A 15,940-nucleotide genomic window follows, 5' to 3' on the forward strand; every position below is an offset into this window, starting at 1 on the left:
CCTCGCTCTCCTTGCGCTCAGTCGGACGGCTCGTCGGGCACGGGCTGCCCGGGGTGGACGCCCGCGGGCCGCGCGGCCCCCTGCCTGCCGGTGCCCGCCTCGTCGGTGTCGGGCACGTCGTCGCCCTCCGTGGCGTCGGTGTCGTCGGCGTCCTCGATGTCCCACGGGTCGTGGCCGGGGTGGGCCTGCTGGTCCGGCAGGTCCCGCGGGACCGGTGCGCCGGTCCCGCGGGGGCCCTCGTGGCGGTCTTCGGCCACGGCGTGCTCCCTTCGCGGTGGTCCTCGCTGCGGTAGTCCTTCGCTCGCCGCGAGTACCTCCGGCCACGGGAAGCGAAACCTCAGTGCGGGGCTCGTCCCTTCAGCACCGTGCGCTAGGCGGGGCCGGGGGCGGTGGGCTGTGGGGCTCGAGGTTTGCCGCCGCGGGCGAAGAAGTCGGCGAGCGGAAGGATCGCCGCGCCCACGGTGACCGCGTCGGGGCCGAGCCGCCCCAGCTCCACGCTGACCTTCCGGGCGGGGTGGTGCAGGGCGTGGGCGGTGGTGTGGCGGCGGACGGCGGGCAGGAAGCGGGCGCCGAGCCGGAGTCCCGCCCAGCCGCCGATCAGGATGCGCTCGGGCTGGAAGAGGTTGACGAGGCCGGCCAGCCCGGCGCCGAGGTACTCGGCGGTCTCCTCCAGGACGGCGCGGGCCACGGGGTCGCCCTCGGTGCCGTCGTCGGGACGGGCGGCGGCGAGCATCGCGGTGAGCGCGCTCTCTTCATCGGTGCCCTGCGGCGGCCGTCCGCCCTCTTCGCGCCAGCGGTCCAGGAGCGCCTGGGCGCCCGCGTACGCGTCCAGACAGCCGAGGGCCCCGCAACGGCAGCGGCGGCCCCGGACCCGCACCGTGAGATGCCCGACTTCGAGGGCCCGGCCCTGCTCCGCCTCGGGCGTGACAAGGCCGGCGCCGACCCCGGAGCCGAGGAGGACGACGACGGCCGTACCGGCGCCGCGTCCGCCGCCGAACCACATCTCGGCCTGGCCCAGGGTCCGCGCACCGTTGTCGACGAAGTACGGCACGCCGCCGGGCAGCGGGGAGCCCTCGCGCAGCAGCGCTTCCAGCGGGACGGCGTCCCAGCCGATGGTCTGACCGTGCACGACGGCCCCGCCGGGGGTGTGCTCGACGATGCCGGGGACGCCGATACCGACGCCGAGCAGCCGGTCGGGGGCGGTATCCACGGCCGAAAGCACCTCGGCGATCCCCTCGCGGACATGTCCGGCGATCCCCTCGGCCTCGTACCGCCCACGCTCCAACGGGCGCTCGGTGCGCCCGAGTTCGGTGAGGGTGAGGTCGAACAGCTCGACCCTCACCCGGGTCTCGCCGACGTCCACGCCGATCATGTGGCCGCCGACGGGGGCGACCCGCAGCAGGATGCGGGGGCGGCCCCCGTCGGAGTCGACGCTGCCGGCCTCCTCGACCAGTCCGTCGGCGATCAGATCGGCGACCACATTGCTGACCGACCCGGAGCTCAGGCCGGTGACCGGGCCCAGCTCGAAACGGCTGAGGGGGCCGTCGAAGTAGAGGCGCTGCAGGACGGCCGTGCGGTTGGCCCGCCTGAGATCGCGTACCGAACGCCCGCCCCGCCCCGCCATGTGGCTCCCCTGCCGCACCCTGCCCGACCTGCAACATACCTCCGGGAGCCGGTCCGACGCGATATTCCTCCACCCCTTAGTTCATGGTGTGAGCTAAGTGTTTCCCCCGCTCCGCGGGCGCGGGGGCTTGCCCAGCGGTCGGCCACGCGTCACTAGGCTGACCCGATGGCCCTCGCTCCGAACGTGCTGTCGATCGCCCTGGACCCGACCTCGGCGCCTCCGCTGCGCCCGCTGCCGGCGGACGCCGCGGCACTGCTGGGCGAGCTCGGGGCGCCTCCCCGGCTCGTCGCACATCTGCGGGCCGTGCACGACGTCGCGGCACGGCTCGTGGAGTGGACCGGACGGCACTGTCCCGAACTGGCCGTGGACCGGGAGGCGGTGCTGTTCGGGGCGGCCACGCACGACATCGGCAAGGTGCTGCACCCGGAGGAGCTGTCCGGGCCCGGCTCCCGCCACGAGGAGGCCGGGCGGGAACTGCTGCTGGCCCGTGGTGTGCCGCCGGAGCGGGCGCGCTTCGCGGGGAGTCACGCCTCCTGGCGGGCGCCGGACGTCGGCGTGGACGATCTGCTGGTGAGCCTGGCCGACAAGGTGTGGAAGAACAAGCGGGTGGCCGATCTGGAGGATCTGGTGGTGGCGGAGCTCTCCCGTGCGTGCGGGCGGCCCGTCTGGCAGGAGTTCCTGGCGCTGGACGAGTTCCTCACCGGCCTGGGGGAGGGCGCGGACGGGCGGCTGGCCTGGCAGGCGGTGCACCCCGTCCATGCGTGAGGAGGCCGGGCGTGAGACCGACCTCGGCGCGGACGGCGTGACCTGCCACCTACGGCGTCTGCCGGCCCGCCGGGGCTCGGCGAACCGCACGGAACGGTCGCCCGCGTCTACGCGGAGGGGGTACTGACGGCCGGGGTGCTGCTCCCGGCACCGGCTTCCGTCCCGGGCGGCGTCGAGTAGCCGGCGGTGTCGGCGAGGGAACGGGCGACGGCCCCTTCCGTCGACTCCGCCGTGCCCGCGCCCTCCGGTGCCCCGAAGCGGGCGAGGGTGTGCCACACCATCTTGAGGTCCTGCAGCGCGTACCGTCCGCCGCGGGCCGCGTCGCCGATCATGCGCGGGTCGACGACCCCGTCCTCGGCGATCCGGGCGCCCAGGTCGGCGTACTCCCGGCCGCGGTAGGCGGCGTGGCGGTACAGCTCCGCGACGGTGAGCCGGTAGCCGGGGTGCCAATGGACCGGGCAGGGCAGCGCGCGGGCCGCGGTCTCGACGGGCGTGCCGCGGTAACTCGCGTCCAGGACAAGGGCCTCCACGTCCCGGGCGAGGTCGACGCCGCCGTGCACATGGGCCTCGACGTAGTCGTTGAGGGCGTCGCGCTCGTCCGCCTCGGCGAGGGCCAGCAGGGACATGCCGGCGGCCACGCCGAAGTGGGCGGGCTCGGCCGCGCTGTCGGGGTAGCAGAAGGTCGCGCGCGGGAGGGCGGCCGGCCCTAGGCGGAAGTGCGAGGAGCCGAACCGCGGGGCCGCGCCCACGACTTGGCGGCGGAAGTCCAGCGCGCCGTACACCGGCCGCTCGCGCGGGTCGGCGTCGTCGTACGCCCCGCCGAAGATCCGGCTCTCCCAGCGCCACCGGTCACCGCCGGGGTGCGCGGTGAGGCCTCCGTTGCCGGTGCCGGTGACGAACTGCGAGTGGTAGGCGCCGTCCCGGGCGAGCGCGCGGAGGATCGGCAGACCGCCGCATTCCCGGTCCGGATGGAAGTTGAGCGTGACGCGCAGGTCCGGGCCGAGGGCCGGGCCGGACGAGCGGGCCGCGACATGGCGCAAGGCCGTCCGCACGCGTGCGGACGGCGGGGCGTCGTCGGCGAAATCCACTGGCTTCCCCTCACTGAGGCTATCTACCCTAGGCACAAAACTAGAGATCCTAGGCAGATCAGGATCAGACATGCAGGAGGCTCCCTCATGAAGGCACTCACCGAAAGCGATATCCGCGACTCCTTCATCAACTGCTCGAAGGGCGAGGCCAAGCGGCTGTCGCTGCCCCGCGAACTCGACCGACTCCCCTGGGAGGAACTGGACTTCCTGGGCTGGCGCGATCCGGGGGCGCCGGACCGCAGCTGTCTCGCCGTCGAGCGGCAGGGCAGGGTCATGGCGGTGACCCTGCGGTTCCCGTCCTCGCGGCGCGGCTCCCCGCACCGCAGCATGTGCTCGCTGTGCCTGACCATCCATCCCGGCGGCGGGGTCTCGCTGATGACGGCCCGCAAGGCGGGCGCGGCCGGCCGCGAGGGAAACTCGGTCGGCCTGTACATGTGCACGGACCTGGCGTGCTCGCTGTACGTGCGCGGCAGGAAGGTCCCGGAGCGGGGCGGCCGTTTCGAGGAGAGCCTCACCCTGGAGGAGCAGATCACCCGTACGACGGGCAACCTGTACGCCTTCCTCGACAAGCTGTACACCTGATCCTTCGTCGCCACGCCGGGCCGGCGGCACGCCACCCCGTGGAGCGGCTCCCGGACCCCGCGGCGTCGGTGCTCCACGGACCGGTGCGGAAACCGGGCGAAGGTCGCCGGTCACCGGTCACGCAGCCGGGGGCGTCCATCGGGTGAAGGCGGTGCTCCGGACGCGCCCTGGGGCATCCTGACAACAGGAGAAACGTTCGGGCGGCGTTGGGAACGGGAAACGGTCTGAGAATGCAAGAGGTACGTGAGCGGGCGGCCCCGCTCGTGCGGTTCGTGCGGCGCCACCGGGAACCCGTGGTCGTCCAGGCCCTCCGGTCCGCCGCGGCCGCGACGGTCGCGTATGTCGTCGCGCTGCGGCTGAGCCCCGAGCCGGCCCCGCTCACCGCGCCGCTCACCGCGCTGCTGGTCGTCCAGGTCACCCTGTTCGCCACCCTCACCAACGGCATCCGCAGGGTCAACGCGGTGGTCGCGGGCGTCCTCGTCGCCATCGCCTTCAGCCTGCTGGTGGGGCTGACCTGGTGGAGCCTCGCGCTGCTGATCCTGGCCGCGCTGGCCGTGGGACATCTGGTGCGGGTCGACGAGTACGTGCCCGAGGTGGCGATCAGCGCCATGCTGGTGCTCGGGGTGACCACCGTCGGGGACACCGCGTGGGCGCGGGTGGTGGAGACACTGATCGGCGCGGTCGTCGGGCTCGGCTGCAATCTGCTGCTGCCGCCGCCGGTGTGGATCGAGGAGGCGGGCGAGTCGATCGAGGGGCTGGCCCGCCGGGTGCGGCAGCTGTTGCTGCGCATCGGGGAGCAGGCCGCCGGCCGGCCCGCCGTGGAGCAGGCGACCGCCCGGCTGCACGAGGCCCGCCGTCTCGACCACGACATCGTGGGGGTGGACGCGGCCCTGCGGCAGGCCGAGGACAGTCTGCGGTTCAATCCGCGGGTGCGGGAGGGCGTGCTGCACCGGGTGGTGCTGCGCACCGGCCTGGACACACTGGAGATCTGCACGGTCGTCCTGCGGGTCCTCGCCCGCACCCTCACCGACCTCGCCAAGGAGCGGGAGCCCGCGCCGCTGTTCGAGACGGAGACGGGCGAGGTGGTGGAGCGGCTGCTGTCGGAGGTCGCCGACGCCGTGGTCAGCTTCGCGGTGCTGGTCACCACGCATGTCAGCCACAACGCGGACGCCGCCGAGGCCCGGCTCACGGCGGAGCTGCGGCAGGCCGCCGCCACCCGCGACAAGCTGGCTCAGCTGTTCCTGGAGCGGCTCCAGCAGGACGCCCGGCAGTGGCAGCTGCACGGCGCCCTGCTGACCGAGGTGAACCGCATGCTCGACGAGCTCGACACCGAGCACCGCTCGCGCCGTCTCCTGGAGGAACTGGACCGCGTGTCGCAGCAGCAGCGCGCCCGCATGCCGCGTCTGACCCGGCTGCGCGAGCGCCTCGGTGTCCAGGAGGAGCTGTGGCGCAGCCGCACGGGGATCGACGGGCGTTCTTTCTGAGTTCCTTCCGCTTTTGCGTTCGACAGCCGCTTGGGGCAAAGGTGGCTGTCATGAGGTGCGTACATGGATAGGCGGAGGGAAGCGGCGGGCGAGGGCTGGAGCAGGCGCCGCTTCGTCGGAGCGCTGGGCGGCGCGGCGACGGCCACGGCGCTGGCGGGATGCGGCGGCGACGGCACCGAGCCGACGGCGCAGGAAACGCAGGAGGCCGCGCCGCCCCGGCGGGTGTCGCCGTCCGCCTCACCCACCCCCTCCCCCGGGACCTCCGGCCCACGGCCGCTCTACCTGGGCACGTACACCTCCGCCGAGGGCGGCGGGAAGGGCATCGGGGTCGCGGCGTACGACCCGTCGTCGGGGCGGATCGCCGGCCGGGGCACGATCACCGGCGTCCCGGACCCGTCATACCTCGCGGTGCACCCCGACGGCGGCACGCTGTACGCGGCGGACGAGCGGGAGAAGGGCGCCGTGACGGCCGTACGCCTGTCGGACCGCGAGGTGCTCGGCAGCCGGGCGACGGGCGGGGCCCACACCTGTCATCTGTCGGTGCATCCGGGCGGGCGCTGGCTGCTGAGCGCGGACTACGGCTCGGGCAGTGTGGCGGTGCACCCGATCGGGGCCTCGGGGGCGCTCGGCGAGCGCACCGACATGGTCACGCACGGCAGTCCGGCCCCGGGGCCGGGTCAACAGGGGCCGCACGCCCACCAGTTCGTCAGCGCCCCGGACGGCGGGCACGTCCTGGCGGTCGACCTCGGCACGGACACGGTGTACAGCTACCGCCTCGACGCGAAGACGGGCACGCTGACGGAGGTCGCGCAGGCTCACACCCGGGCGGGAGCCGGGCCGCGCCATCTGACCTTCCACCCCGGCGGCCGGCACGCCTACCTCGCCTGCGAGACCGACGACTCGGTCGCCGTCTGCGCCTACGACGCCGCCACCGGCCGGCTGGCCATCGGCTCGGCGCAGTCCACGGGCGCGAAGGCGGCCACGAACTATCCGGCGCAGTTCGCGGTCACCCCGGACGGCGCCTTCGCCTTCCTCGCCAACCGCGGCGACAACACGCTCGCGCGGTACGCGGTGGAGGCGGACGGGGCCCGGCTCCGGCTGCTCGGCACGGTGCCGGTGCACGGGGACTTCCCACGGCAGATCGCTCTCGCGCCGGACGGCGGCCTGCTGTTCGGGGCGAACCAGCGCTCCGGCACGGTCAGCGTCTTCGAGGTGGACGGGAGCGGCGGACTGCGCCTCGCGGGCGAACCGTACGCGTCACCCGTCGCCGTCTGTGCGCTGCCGCTGTAGGACGCGCGGGCAGGAGGCGGTGCTCGCCTGGGTGAGCAGGACGTGCATGCGCTCGGTGAGCTGGCCGACGTCGTCGGCGGGACGGTGGAAGGGCAGGCGTACGTCGCCGTGGGCGCGGGCGCGTTCGATGCGCAGCGTCAGTCCGTGCCGGTCGACGGCGACCGGCTGGACCCGTACGGCGCCGTGCAGGCTCTCGGGCCGGACGAGCCGGGTGAGCCGCTCGACGGCGTCGGGGTGGGCGTCGGCGAGATGGGTGAGCAGTTGGGCCTCCGCGACGGCCAGGGGGTCCGGCTCGGCCCGGGCGAACTCGTCGAGGCCGACGACGACCGCTCCGGAGGGCTGCTTCAGCACGATCCGGGTGGCATGGAGGACGAGGTGCTCCTCCTCGGGGGCGAACCAGCCGGCGAGCCACAGCCGGGCACGGATGCGTCCCCGGACGGGGACGGGCGCGACGTCGGCGAACTCCAGCACGGCTGAGGGCTCGCCCCGGGGGGCGCAGATCGCCGCCGCGAGCAGGGCGCTGTCCTCTGGTACGTGCACACGCACCCGGCCGTCCTCGTCGACGGTGTGCGCGCCGACGAACTCCTCACGTCCGCCGCCCGCGGTCACCGCGCAGGACCACGCCGCGGCGAGCACCGAACGGGCCCGCTCGGCCGCGCCGGGCGCGGCCGCCCAGCCGTGGCTGTCACCCGCCGCGCCTTCACCCATCGCACTGTCACGCATCCCAGACCTCCTTAGGTAAGCCTTGCCTAACCTACCGAAGATCCGGGCTCGCGCCAACCATGGGGAACGGAGATGACCCCGAGCAACGCCCGCGCGCACAGGTCACGCACCTGCTCCCGCGTGAAGTCGGTGCCGCGCAACCACTCCAGACAGACGGCCGTGGTGAACGCCAGCCACCCGCGCACCGCGAGCCGTACGTCGGGGCGTTTCTCGAAGAGCGGGCCGAACTCGGGGTCGGCGCCCAGCGCCGCCAGGATCTGCCGCTCCTGCGCCGCGAGGGCCCGCTGATAGACCCGGCGCACGGCCTGGTCGCCGGCCGCGTCCGCGCGATGGAAGGCCCGGTAGCCGTGCGCGTGGGTCTCGACGTACTCGAGGTAGGTGTCGAGCCCCGAGCCGAGCTGTTCACGGACCGGGACGCCGGGCACCGCCGCCGTCATCCGCAGCATCCGCTCGCTCTCACGCTCCACGACCGCCGCGAAGAAGTCCCGCTTGGTCGGGAAATAGTGGTAGAGCAGCCCCCGCGAGACCCCGGCGATCTCGGCGACCTGCTCGATCCAGACTTCGTCGTACGGGCTCTCTGAGAACAGCCGCGCGCCCACCGACAGGAGCTGCTCCCTGCGCTCCCCGGTGCTCAGTCGGCGCCGGGTGCGCTCTCCCGGGTTCGCGGCCATGCCCGCACTTTACTTGACGCCGGTTCAGCAACGGTACGAGACTGGGCGCGCTATTGAACTCACGTACAACATGCTCCATCTGCCGCTCGCATCAAGGGAGATCGCGTCATGGCGGAGACGGTGACGACGACCGGGGACGTCCTGCCCAGGGGATTTCGCGGCGCGGAACTCGGCTGGCCCGAGCTGGACCGCATCCCGCACCCCCCGCACCGGCTTCCGCTGCTCGGCGACATCCTGGGCGCGAGCCGGCGCACCCCCCTGCAGGACTCCCTGCGGTACGCGCGGCAGCTGGGGCCGGTCTTCCGGCGCAAGGTGTTCGGCCGGGAGTTCGTGTTCGTGTGGGGTGCGGAACTCGCCGCCGACCTGGCCGACGAGGCGCGGTTCGCCAAGCATGTGGGGCTGGGCATCGCCAACCTGCGGCCGGTGGTCGGGGACGCCCTGTTCACGGCGTACAACCACGAGCCCAACTGGCAGCTGGCGCACGACGTCCTCGCCCCGGGCTTCAGCCGGGAGGCCATGGCGGCCTACCACCCGATGATGCTGGACGTGGCCGAACGGCTCACCGGCCACTGGGACGGGGAACTTGCCGCCGGGCGGTCCGTCGACGTGCCCGGGGACATGACCAAGCTGACCCTGGAGACGATCGCCCGCACCGGTTTCGGGCACGACTTCGGCTCCTTCGAACGCTCCCGGCCGCACCCCTTCGTGACCGCGATGGTGGGCACGCTCAGCTACGCCCAGCGCCTCAACACCATGCCGTTCCCCGGGCTGTCCAGGGGCGCCGCACGGCGCAACGAGGCCGACATCGCCCACCTCGACCGCACGGTCGACGACCTCGTCCGGGCGCGGCGCGAGAACGGCGGCGGGGGCGGCGACCTGCTGGACCGGATGCTCGACACGGCCCACCCGGAGACGGGCGAGCGGCTCTCCGCGCAGAACGTGCGCCGGCAGGTCATCACGTTCCTGGTCGCGGGTCACGAGACCACCTCGGGCGCCCTCTCCTTCGCCCTGCACTACCTCTCCCGGAACCCGCAGGTCGCGGAGCGCGCCCGGGCCGAGGTGGAGCGGGTGTGGGGCGACGCGCTGGCGCCGGGATACGACCAGGTGGCGAAGTTGCGGTACGTGCGGCGGGTGCTCGACGAGACGCTGCGGCTGTGGCCCACGGCGCCCGCGTTCGCACGGGAGGCGCGCGAGGACACCGTGCTGGGCGGGGAGCATCCGATGCGGCGGGGCGCGTGGGCGCTGGTGCTGACGCCGATGCTGCACCGCGATCCGCGGGTGTGGGGCGCGGATGCCGAACGGTTCGACCCGGACCGCTTCGACGCCCCCGCCGTCCGCGCGCGTGCCCCGCACACCTTCAAGCCGTTCGGCACCGGCGCGCGGGCCTGCATCGGCCGCCAGTTCGCACTGCACGAGGCCACGCTGGTGCTCGGACTGCTGCTGCGCCGCTACGAACTGCGCCCCGACCCGGCGTACCGGCTGCGGGTCACGGAGCGGCTGACACTGATGCCGGAGAACCTGCGCCTCCACCTCGACCGGCGCCCGGCCCCCACGACGACGCCGGCCGGCTCGGTCCCGGCCGAGAGGGTGCCGACCGTTCCGGCGCCGGACGGTGGGGTGCCGGGCGAGGCCGGGTCAGAACTCCGGTGTCCAGTGCGCCGGGCGGACGGCTGATCCCGGCAGCCGGGTGCCCGCACCGCCCCGGGCCGCGTTCAGCTGCGGCTGGGTCAGGAAGAGCGCGCCGGTCAGGTCGGCGTCGGTGAGATCGGCGTCGCGCAGGTCGGCCCCGATCAGGTCGGCGCCGCGCAGATCCGCGCCGGTGAGGTCCGCCGCGATGAGACAGGCTCCCCGCAGGTTCGCGCCGCGCAGGTCGGCGCCCTTGAGGCGGGCACCCATCAGGTCGGCGCCCCGGCGGTTCTTCCCGCGCCCCTGGATGCCGGTCCGGGCCAGCTCGCTGGTCCTGAGCAGCAGGACGTTCACCTCCTGGCGGTGGGCCGGGACATCCAGCGCGGCCAGCTCCTCGGGGGGCAGCCGGGTGAGGCCGGCCGTCCTGTCCAGGGCCCGGCGCAGATCCGCGTGGACCGGGCGGGCGGCGGGCAGGGCGAGGGCCTCGGTGACGTACCACAGCAGTTCGTGCAGCTGGCGGACGACCGGGAACACCTCGAACATCATCCGGGAGCGCTCCCGCGGGGCACCACGCCAGTCCCGGCCGCCGAAGGTGACCTGCGAGACCTGCTGACCGGCGCCGAAGCAGTCGTAGACCGTGCAGCCGCTGTAGCCCCGCTGCCTGAGCCGGTCGTGGATGCCGCAGCGGTGGTCCTCGGCGAGGTTCGGGCAGGGGCTGCCCGCGGCTTTGTCGTGGGCGAAGTCCGCGGAGCGGGCGAAGGGCAGCGCCACACAGCACAGGCCGAAGCAGTTGGCGCAGTCACCGCGCAGCTCGTCCCGGTCCACGCGGCCCGCTATCTGGTCTGGCATGCCCTCCACCCTACTGACCTGCGCTCACGTTCCCTCCGGCACCTCCAGGGCGGCGACCCGTTCCGGGTCGGCCAGGATGTGCAGGGCGACGATCCGGCCGCCCGCCACGGTGATGCCCATGACCGAACGCAGCTCGCCCTCCGGGCCGTTGAGGATCCCGACCGCGCCGCCCACCAGCGCGAGCCGCCCGTGCGGCGCGAACTGCCGGAACAGCACCGCCTGTTCGGCCACCGCCTTCGCCCCGTGCACCACCTTGGACGCGGCCGCGCCCCGCACCAGCGCCCCGGCGTCGGCACGCAGCACCACATCGGGGTGCAGGACCGCGAGCAGCGCCTCGAAGTCCCCGGCGCGGGCGGCGGCCAGGAACGCCGACACCACCTCGCGCTGGCGGGCGAGGTCCGGCTCCGTCGAGGGGGTGGCGCCCTGGACGCGGCGGCGGGCGCGGCTGGCGAGCTGCCGGGTGGCGGCGGAGCTGCGCTCCACGATCGGCGCGAGGTCGTCGAAGGGCACGGCGAACATGTCGTGCAGCACGAACGCGAGCCGCTCCGCGGGCTCCAGGGTCTCCAGCACGACCAGCAGCGCGAGGCCCACCGCGTCGGCCTGGAGCACCTCCTCCTCGGGGTCGGTCACGGACAGCGGTCCGATGACCGGATCGGGGACGAAGGTGCCGTACCCCTCGTACCCCTCGTATCCCGCGGACCCCGCGTATCCCTCGTGTCCTTCGCCCATCGGCTGTTCGCGGCGGGCGGTGCGGGAGCGCAACAGGTCCAGGCAGACCCGGCCGGTCACCGTGGTCAGCCAGCCGCCCAGGTTCTCGATGGCGCCGGTGTCGGTGCGGCTGAGCTTGAGCCAGGTCTCCTGCACGGCGTCCTCGGCCTCGCTGAGCGAGCCGAGCATCCGGTAGGCGACGGCTCTCAGGCGGCCCCGGTGCTCCTCGAAACGCGCCGCCAGCAGGGCCGTGTCGTCCGCTTCCATTTCGCCTCTCCGCATGTCGGCGCGGGCCGCGCCGGTCCCTGTCGGTCGAACAGCTCGAACGCCACGGCCGGCCTGCCGCCGAACCCACGGAGGCCGCCGCCCCCGTCAGAGTCCGCGGACGCCCGAGCCCACCGCGCCCTCCAGTCCTGTGTGAAGACTAAACCGTGACACTGACATCACACGCTGCGACCGCCCGCCCGGGTCTCACACCTCGTCCCGGAGCAGGGCCAGCAGCCGGTCCAGGACGCGGGGGCCGCCGGCCCGGACGCCGTCGTGTTCGAACTCGTCGGTCACCCAGGTGCGCAGACCGCGGATCGCGCGGGCGGTGTGCAGGGAGTGGGCGGTGTCGACGTACAGGTCGTCGTGGTAGATCGCGGCCGCGACCGGGACCTCGTTGACGGCGAGGCGGGCCGGGTCGTACAGGGGCGTCCAGTCGGTGCGGGCGGCGAGGAGTTCGGCGGTCTCGCGCAGCGGGCGCAGCGCGGGGTCGGTGTCGAACATCCAGGGATGGATCGTTTCTCCGGTGAGCAGCACCGGTCCGTCGCCGGTCAGCGTCTTGGCCGCGTCGAACTGCGGGAACTCGGCGCGCACCCGCTCCGCGGACCAGGCGGTGGGGCGGGCGTCCTGGCCGTAGATCGCCTCGTGGACGAGGGCGTAGAGGGGGTGGGCGGCGAAGGAGAGGTGGTTCTGCATCTCCTCCTGGAAGGCGTCGGACAGCTCCGGGCCGTGCGGGGTGCGGACGAAGGCGTCCTCCAGGAGATGGTGCAGCCGGTGCGTGCCCTCGCCGCCGCCGAGGAGGATGCCGAGGGTCTGGAAGGCCGGGGCGGTGAGGCGGTAGCCGTTCGGGAGGGTGACCTCGTACTGGAGGAGGTGGTCGGCGATCCGGCGGACCCGCTCGACGTCCTGCGGGTAGCGGGCGTAGTGCGCGGCGTTCTTGCGCTCCATGCGCGGGTAGGCGGCCCGGTAGACGTCGTCCGCGTGGGCGTCGAGGGAGGGCAGGCCGCCGGTGAGTACGGCTGCGGCGAGGCCCTCGGGGGCGAGGGAGAGGTAGCTGACCGCGCAGAAGCCGCCGAAGCTCTGGCCGAGGACCGTCCAGGGGGCGCCGCCGGTGACCTCGCGGCGGATCAGCTCGCAGTCGCGGACGATGGAGTCGGCGCGGAAGTGCCTGAGGTAGTCGGCCTGCTCGGGCGGGCCGCCGCGCCAGGGCAGCGTCTGGCGGTTGGCGGGCGTGGAGGCGCCGGTGCCGCGCTGGTCGAGGAGCAGGACACGGAACTCCTTCAGGGCGCGGCCGAGCCAGGCCGGCTTGCCGACGAACCGGTTGGCGCCGAAGCCGGGCCCGCCCTGGAGGAACAGCAGCCAGGGCAGTCCCTGGCCGGCCTTGTCGCTCGCGACGACCTCACGGGCGTACAGCTCGATGGTCTCCCCGGCCGGGTCGGTGTGGTCCAGGGGGACGGTGAAGCGGCGGTCGGTGAGGACGACGCCGGGCTGGCGGTAGCTGAGGGACAACAGGGGTCTCCTGGGACGCTCGGTGTGCGGGCCGCGTCCCAGTTCAGCACATCTCCGTGCGGCCGTGACGGCCGGGGGATCATGAACGGTTACTGAACGACGGCTCAGCTTCCCTCGGCATCTCTCGGCATCCCTCGGCTTCCCTCGGCATCTCTCGGCATCCCTCGGCTTCCCTCGGCTTCCGTCCGCTCCCCTCGGCCTACCTCAGCGTGCCGAGAGGCTGGAGCGGCGGACCACCAGCTCGGGCTGGAGCACCACCCGCCGGTGTTCGTGTCTGCGGCCGCCCGCCTCGCTCTCCTCCGTCTCCTCCAGCAGCAGTTCGGCGGCGAGCGCGCCCATGGTGACGGCGGGCTGGCGGACCGAGGTGAGGGGGACGGCCGCGGCGGCGGCGAACTCGATGTCGTCGTAGCCGACGATGGCGAGGTCGTCGGGGACGCTGACGCCGGCCGCGTACATGGCCTGCAGGACGCCCAGGGCGAGCAGGTCGTTGGCGCAGAACACGGCCGTGGGGCGGTCGGCGAGGCCGAGGAGGCGGGCGCCGGCGTCCCGTCCGGCGGCCACGTCGAGCCGCTCGGTGGGCAGCTCGCGCAGGCACTCCGGGCCGAGGCCGGCCTCGGCGAGCGCGTTCAGCGCGCCGGTGCGCCGGTCGCGGACCTGGGTGAAGCCGGGCGGGCCGCTGACGTAGGCGAGGGAGCGGTGTCCGGCGTCGATGAGATGACGTACCGCGAGCGCGCCGCCGGCCACGTCGTCGGCGGACACCGAGCACTCGGTGGTGCCGTCGGACACCCGGTCGACCAGCACGAACGGGATGCCGTGGCGCCGGAAGGACTCGATGTTGCGGCCGGTCGCGTCGGCCGGGGTGAGCAGGACGCCGCGTACCCGCTGTTCGGCGAAGAGCGACAGGTACTCGGCCTCCTCGCCGACGCTCTCGGCGCTGTTGCAGACCATCACGCCGAGCCCGGCGTCCCGGGCGGCCCGCTCGGCGCCGCGCGCCACGTCCACGAAGAAGGGGTTGCCCATGTCGAGGACGAGCAGGCCCATGATCCGGCTGCGGCCGGCGCGCAGCTGACGCGCGGACTCGCTGCGGACGTAGCCGAGGCGGTCTATCGCGGACAGCACTCGGGCCCGGGTCTCCGTGGCGACGGTGTCCGGGCGGTTGATGACGTTGGAGACGGTGCCGACGGAGACTCCGGCGGCACGGGCGACGTCCTTGATACCCACCGACTGGGCCATCGGGCGGGAACCTCCAGGTGAACGGGGTACGGCGGGACGGTCTTCACATTACCGTCACGCCGCCCCGGGGCCGTGCGGGCGATACGGTCAGGCGGGCAGGGCGAAGTCGACGACGTGGAGCGCCGAGGGGGTCGTCCCGCTCGACTTCTCCTGGTACATGAACGACAGAGTGTTGTCGGCCTTGACCCTCGGTTCGTCGATGACGACCTCACCGAAGGCGTTCAGTCCGCTGCCGTCGAACAGCAGTGTCCAGTCGGAGTACCCGGAGGACTTCGACGCGCCGGCGATCCGCCCGAAGGGGAAGACCGCGTAGGCGTTGTCGTACTTGTCCAGGACCAGTCTGGTGCGCTGGCTGGAGTTCAGGACGACGGGGATCTCCGTCTTCTGCCACGTTCCGGAGGAGTTCTTGCGGACGTGGAAGGCGCGGCCGTTGGCGGTGCGGTCACTGACGTAGTCGGTGGTGCACTGGCCGAAACGGCCCGGTACGTAGCTGATGATCGCGTGCGGGAGGCCGGCGGAGTCGGTGGACTGGCTCTCCTGGTTCATCAGGGAGTGGTCCGGGTTGAGGGAGTCGACGACCAGGCCCGCGTCGGTGACGGCGACGGTGTCGGAGGTGCCGGTGGTGGCGACCAGCGCGCCGGCGTCGTTGCGCCAGGTGCGGCCCCGGTCGGTCGAGTAGACGTAACCGGTGTCGTGGTTGGTGATGCCGCCGCTGCTGCACATCACGGCGCCGTTCTGCTCGCGCCAGGTGAAGAAGGAGTGCAGCCGGCCGGCCGTGTCGTAGTCGATGCCGTGCAGGTACATGTTGCGGGCCGTGCTGGAGCCGTGCGAGCTGGTGTACGTGCCGGTGGAGCTGGACCACTCCCCCAGCGCGGTCCACGTCGAACCGTCGTACTCGGCGAGGGCGTTGCGGCCGTTGCCGGAGATCCCGACACGGTAGCTGAGCTGGAGCCTGCCCTCGGGGGTGGAGATGAACTGGGGGTAGGTGAACTGCGTGGTGAGCGAGAGCCCGTCGAGTGTGGTCTGTACGGCGCCGAAGACGGACGAGGTCCAGGAGGTGGTGCCGGGGTTGTCGAGCAGCCCCGCCACCGACTTGACGTAGAAGAAGCCGTCGCTGTGGGAGTCCATGTTGAGGTGGAGCCGGCCGTCGGCCTTGGAGACGCCCATGGAGATGACGTTGTGGGAGTCACTGGACTTGAGCACGTGGGACAGGGTGACCTTGGACCAGGTGGCGGCGCCGAGGACCCGGCGCGCGACGACGGCGTTGCCGGTGGAGGTGTACCAGGCGGCGTACTGGTAGCCCTTGTACGTCAACAGGCCGTTCTTCTGGAAGGAGTTGTTGTTGACGAGGCCGTCGTACGACACGAAGAAGATCGCCGTGGCGTCGAGTTGTGTGGTACCCGTCCGGGTGACCGAGGGACCCGGGTCGGCCGCCCGGGCGGTGCCGGAGGCCAGCGCGGGGGTCACCACGGCCCCGGCGAGGGCGGCACCCAGCAGCGTACGTCTGTGCATCTCGAGGACTCC

The 15,940-nt window shown here is 73.3% G+C and carries 15 protein-coding genes; 5 read left to right on the top strand and 10 right to left on the bottom strand.

Going from position 1 to position 15,940, the window contains the following annotated elements:
• Positions 1-17: 17 nt before the first annotated feature.
• Positions 18-257: a hypothetical protein gene (locus ABT057_RS03730; protein WP_352340784.1), complete on the bottom strand. Its 240-nt coding sequence runs from the start codon at positions 255-257 to the stop codon at positions 18-20.
• Positions 258-370: 113 nt separating this feature from the next.
• On the bottom strand, positions 371-1,624 hold the full coding sequence (locus tag ABT057_RS03735; protein WP_352340785.1) for an ROK family transcriptional regulator: 1,254 nt from the start codon (positions 1,622-1,624) through the stop codon (positions 371-373).
• 165 nt (positions 1,625-1,789) lie between these two features.
• On the opposite strand from ABT057_RS03735, the gene ABT057_RS03740 reads away from it, so the two are divergent.
• Complete coding sequence (locus tag ABT057_RS03740; RefSeq protein ID WP_352340786.1) at positions 1,790-2,389, top strand: HD domain-containing protein; 600 nt, start codon at positions 1,790-1,792, stop codon at positions 2,387-2,389.
• A 107-nt stretch (positions 2,390-2,496) separates the two neighbouring features.
• Here the strand turns inward: ABT057_RS03740 and ABT057_RS03750 are convergent, their stop codons facing one another.
• Positions 2,497-3,477, bottom strand: coding sequence for a DUF3626 domain-containing protein (locus tag ABT057_RS03750; RefSeq protein WP_352340787.1), 981 nt, complete (start codon positions 3,475-3,477; stop codon positions 2,497-2,499).
• Positions 3,478-3,564: 87 nt separating this feature from the next.
• Here ABT057_RS03750 and ABT057_RS03755 point away from each other — a divergent pair, with 87 nt between their 5' ends.
• The 3 genes from ABT057_RS03755 to ABT057_RS03765 all read left to right on the top strand — a co-directional run bounded on the left by ABT057_RS03755 (position 3,565) and on the right by ABT057_RS03765 (position 6,833).
• Positions 3,565-4,059: an FBP domain-containing protein gene (locus tag ABT057_RS03755; RefSeq protein WP_352340788.1), complete on the top strand. Its 495-nt coding sequence runs from the start codon at positions 3,565-3,567 to the stop codon at positions 4,057-4,059.
• Positions 4,060-4,289: 230 nt separating this feature from the next.
• Entirely contained in the window at positions 4,290-5,543 is a 1,254-nt protein-coding gene (locus tag ABT057_RS03760; protein WP_352340789.1) for an FUSC family protein, read from the top strand.
• A gap of 63 nt (positions 5,544-5,606) precedes the next feature.
• Positions 5,607-6,833, top strand: coding sequence for a lactonase family protein (locus ABT057_RS03765; RefSeq protein WP_352340790.1), 1,227 nt, complete (start codon positions 5,607-5,609; stop codon positions 6,831-6,833).
• Here the strand turns inward: ABT057_RS03765 and ABT057_RS03770 are convergent.
• Positions 6,801-7,556 carry a DUF2470 domain-containing protein gene (locus ABT057_RS03770; RefSeq protein WP_502973766.1) on the bottom strand — a complete coding sequence of 252 codons (756 nt, stop codon included), beginning with the start codon at positions 7,554-7,556 and terminating at the stop codon, positions 6,801-6,803. The genes ABT057_RS03765 and ABT057_RS03770 overlap by 33 nt on opposite strands.
• A 26-nt stretch (positions 7,557-7,582) precedes the next feature.
• On the bottom strand, positions 7,583-8,227 hold the full coding sequence (locus tag ABT057_RS03775; protein ID WP_352340791.1) for a TetR/AcrR family transcriptional regulator: 645 nt from the start codon (positions 8,225-8,227) through the stop codon (positions 7,583-7,585).
• A 108-nt stretch (positions 8,228-8,335) separates the two neighbouring features.
• On the opposite strand from ABT057_RS03775, the gene ABT057_RS03780 reads away from it, so the two are divergent.
• Positions 8,336-9,901, top strand: coding sequence for a cytochrome P450 (locus ABT057_RS03780; RefSeq protein ID WP_352340792.1), 1,566 nt, complete (start codon positions 8,336-8,338; stop codon positions 9,899-9,901).
• Here ABT057_RS03780 and ABT057_RS03785 read toward each other — a convergent pair.
• From ABT057_RS03785 to ABT057_RS03805, 5 genes are all read right to left on the bottom strand, one after another.
• Positions 9,863-10,702 (bottom strand): pentapeptide repeat-containing protein, encoded by an 840-nt coding sequence (locus ABT057_RS03785; protein ID WP_352340793.1) that lies wholly within the window; start codon positions 10,700-10,702, stop codon positions 9,863-9,865. The two genes, ABT057_RS03780 and ABT057_RS03785, sit on opposite strands and share 39 nt — an antisense overlap.
• A 24-nt stretch (positions 10,703-10,726) precedes the next feature.
• Positions 10,727-11,677, bottom strand: coding sequence for a sigma-70 family RNA polymerase sigma factor (locus ABT057_RS03790; RefSeq protein WP_352340794.1), 951 nt, complete (start codon positions 11,675-11,677; stop codon positions 10,727-10,729).
• 204 nt (positions 11,678-11,881) lie between these two features.
• Positions 11,882-13,183 carry an alpha/beta fold hydrolase gene (locus tag ABT057_RS03795; protein ID WP_352340795.1) on the bottom strand — a complete coding sequence of 434 codons (1,302 nt, stop codon included), beginning with the start codon at positions 13,181-13,183 and terminating at the stop codon, positions 11,882-11,884.
• 204 nt (positions 13,184-13,387) lie between these two features.
• Complete coding sequence (locus ABT057_RS03800; protein WP_352340796.1) at positions 13,388-14,416, bottom strand: LacI family DNA-binding transcriptional regulator; 1,029 nt, start codon at positions 14,414-14,416, stop codon at positions 13,388-13,390.
• Positions 14,417-14,503: 87 nt separating this feature from the next.
• Positions 14,504-15,928, bottom strand: a complete 1,425-nt coding sequence (locus ABT057_RS03805) for a BNR repeat-containing protein (RefSeq protein ID WP_352340797.1) — start codon at positions 15,926-15,928, stop codon at positions 14,504-14,506.
• Positions 15,929-15,940: the final 12 nt, after the last annotated feature.

The sequence above is a fragment of the Streptomyces sp. NPDC002588 genome (assembly GCF_040295925.1).
Taxonomy (GTDB): Bacteria; Actinomycetota; Actinomycetes; order Streptomycetales; family Streptomycetaceae; genus Streptomyces.

Coding starts and splice junctions, on each gene's coding strand:
- ABT057_RS03800 (WP_352340796.1), bottom strand. CDS start 14,416: ATGGCCCAGTCGGTGGGTATCAAGGACGTCGCCCGTGCCGCCGGAGTC.
- ABT057_RS03790 (WP_352340794.1), bottom strand. CDS start 11,677: ATGGAAGCGGACGACACGGCCCTGCTGGCGGCGCGTTTCGAGGAGCAC.
- ABT057_RS03780 (WP_352340792.1), top strand. CDS start 8,336: ATGGCGGAGACGGTGACGACGACCGGGGACGTCCTGCCCAGGGGATTT.
- ABT057_RS03770 (WP_502973766.1), bottom strand. CDS start 7,556: ATGCGTGACAGTGCGATGGGTGAAGGCGCGGCGGGTGACAGCCACGGC.
- ABT057_RS03755 (WP_352340788.1), top strand. CDS start 3,565: ATGAAGGCACTCACCGAAAGCGATATCCGCGACTCCTTCATCAACTGC.
- ABT057_RS03740 (WP_352340786.1), top strand. CDS start 1,790: ATGGCCCTCGCTCCGAACGTGCTGTCGATCGCCCTGGACCCGACCTCG.
- ABT057_RS03775 (WP_352340791.1), bottom strand. CDS start 8,227: ATGGCCGCGAACCCGGGAGAGCGCACCCGGCGCCGACTGAGCACCGGG.
- ABT057_RS03805 (WP_352340797.1), bottom strand. CDS start 15,928: ATGCACAGACGTACGCTGCTGGGTGCCGCCCTCGCCGGGGCCGTGGTG.
- ABT057_RS03765 (WP_352340790.1), top strand. CDS start 5,607: ATGGATAGGCGGAGGGAAGCGGCGGGCGAGGGCTGGAGCAGGCGCCGC.
- ABT057_RS03760 (WP_352340789.1), top strand. CDS start 4,290: ATGCAAGAGGTACGTGAGCGGGCGGCCCCGCTCGTGCGGTTCGTGCGG.
- ABT057_RS03785 (WP_352340793.1), bottom strand. CDS start 10,702: ATGCCAGACCAGATAGCGGGCCGCGTGGACCGGGACGAGCTGCGCGGT.
- ABT057_RS03735 (WP_352340785.1), bottom strand. CDS start 1,624: ATGGCGGGGCGGGGCGGGCGTTCGGTACGCGATCTCAGGCGGGCCAAC.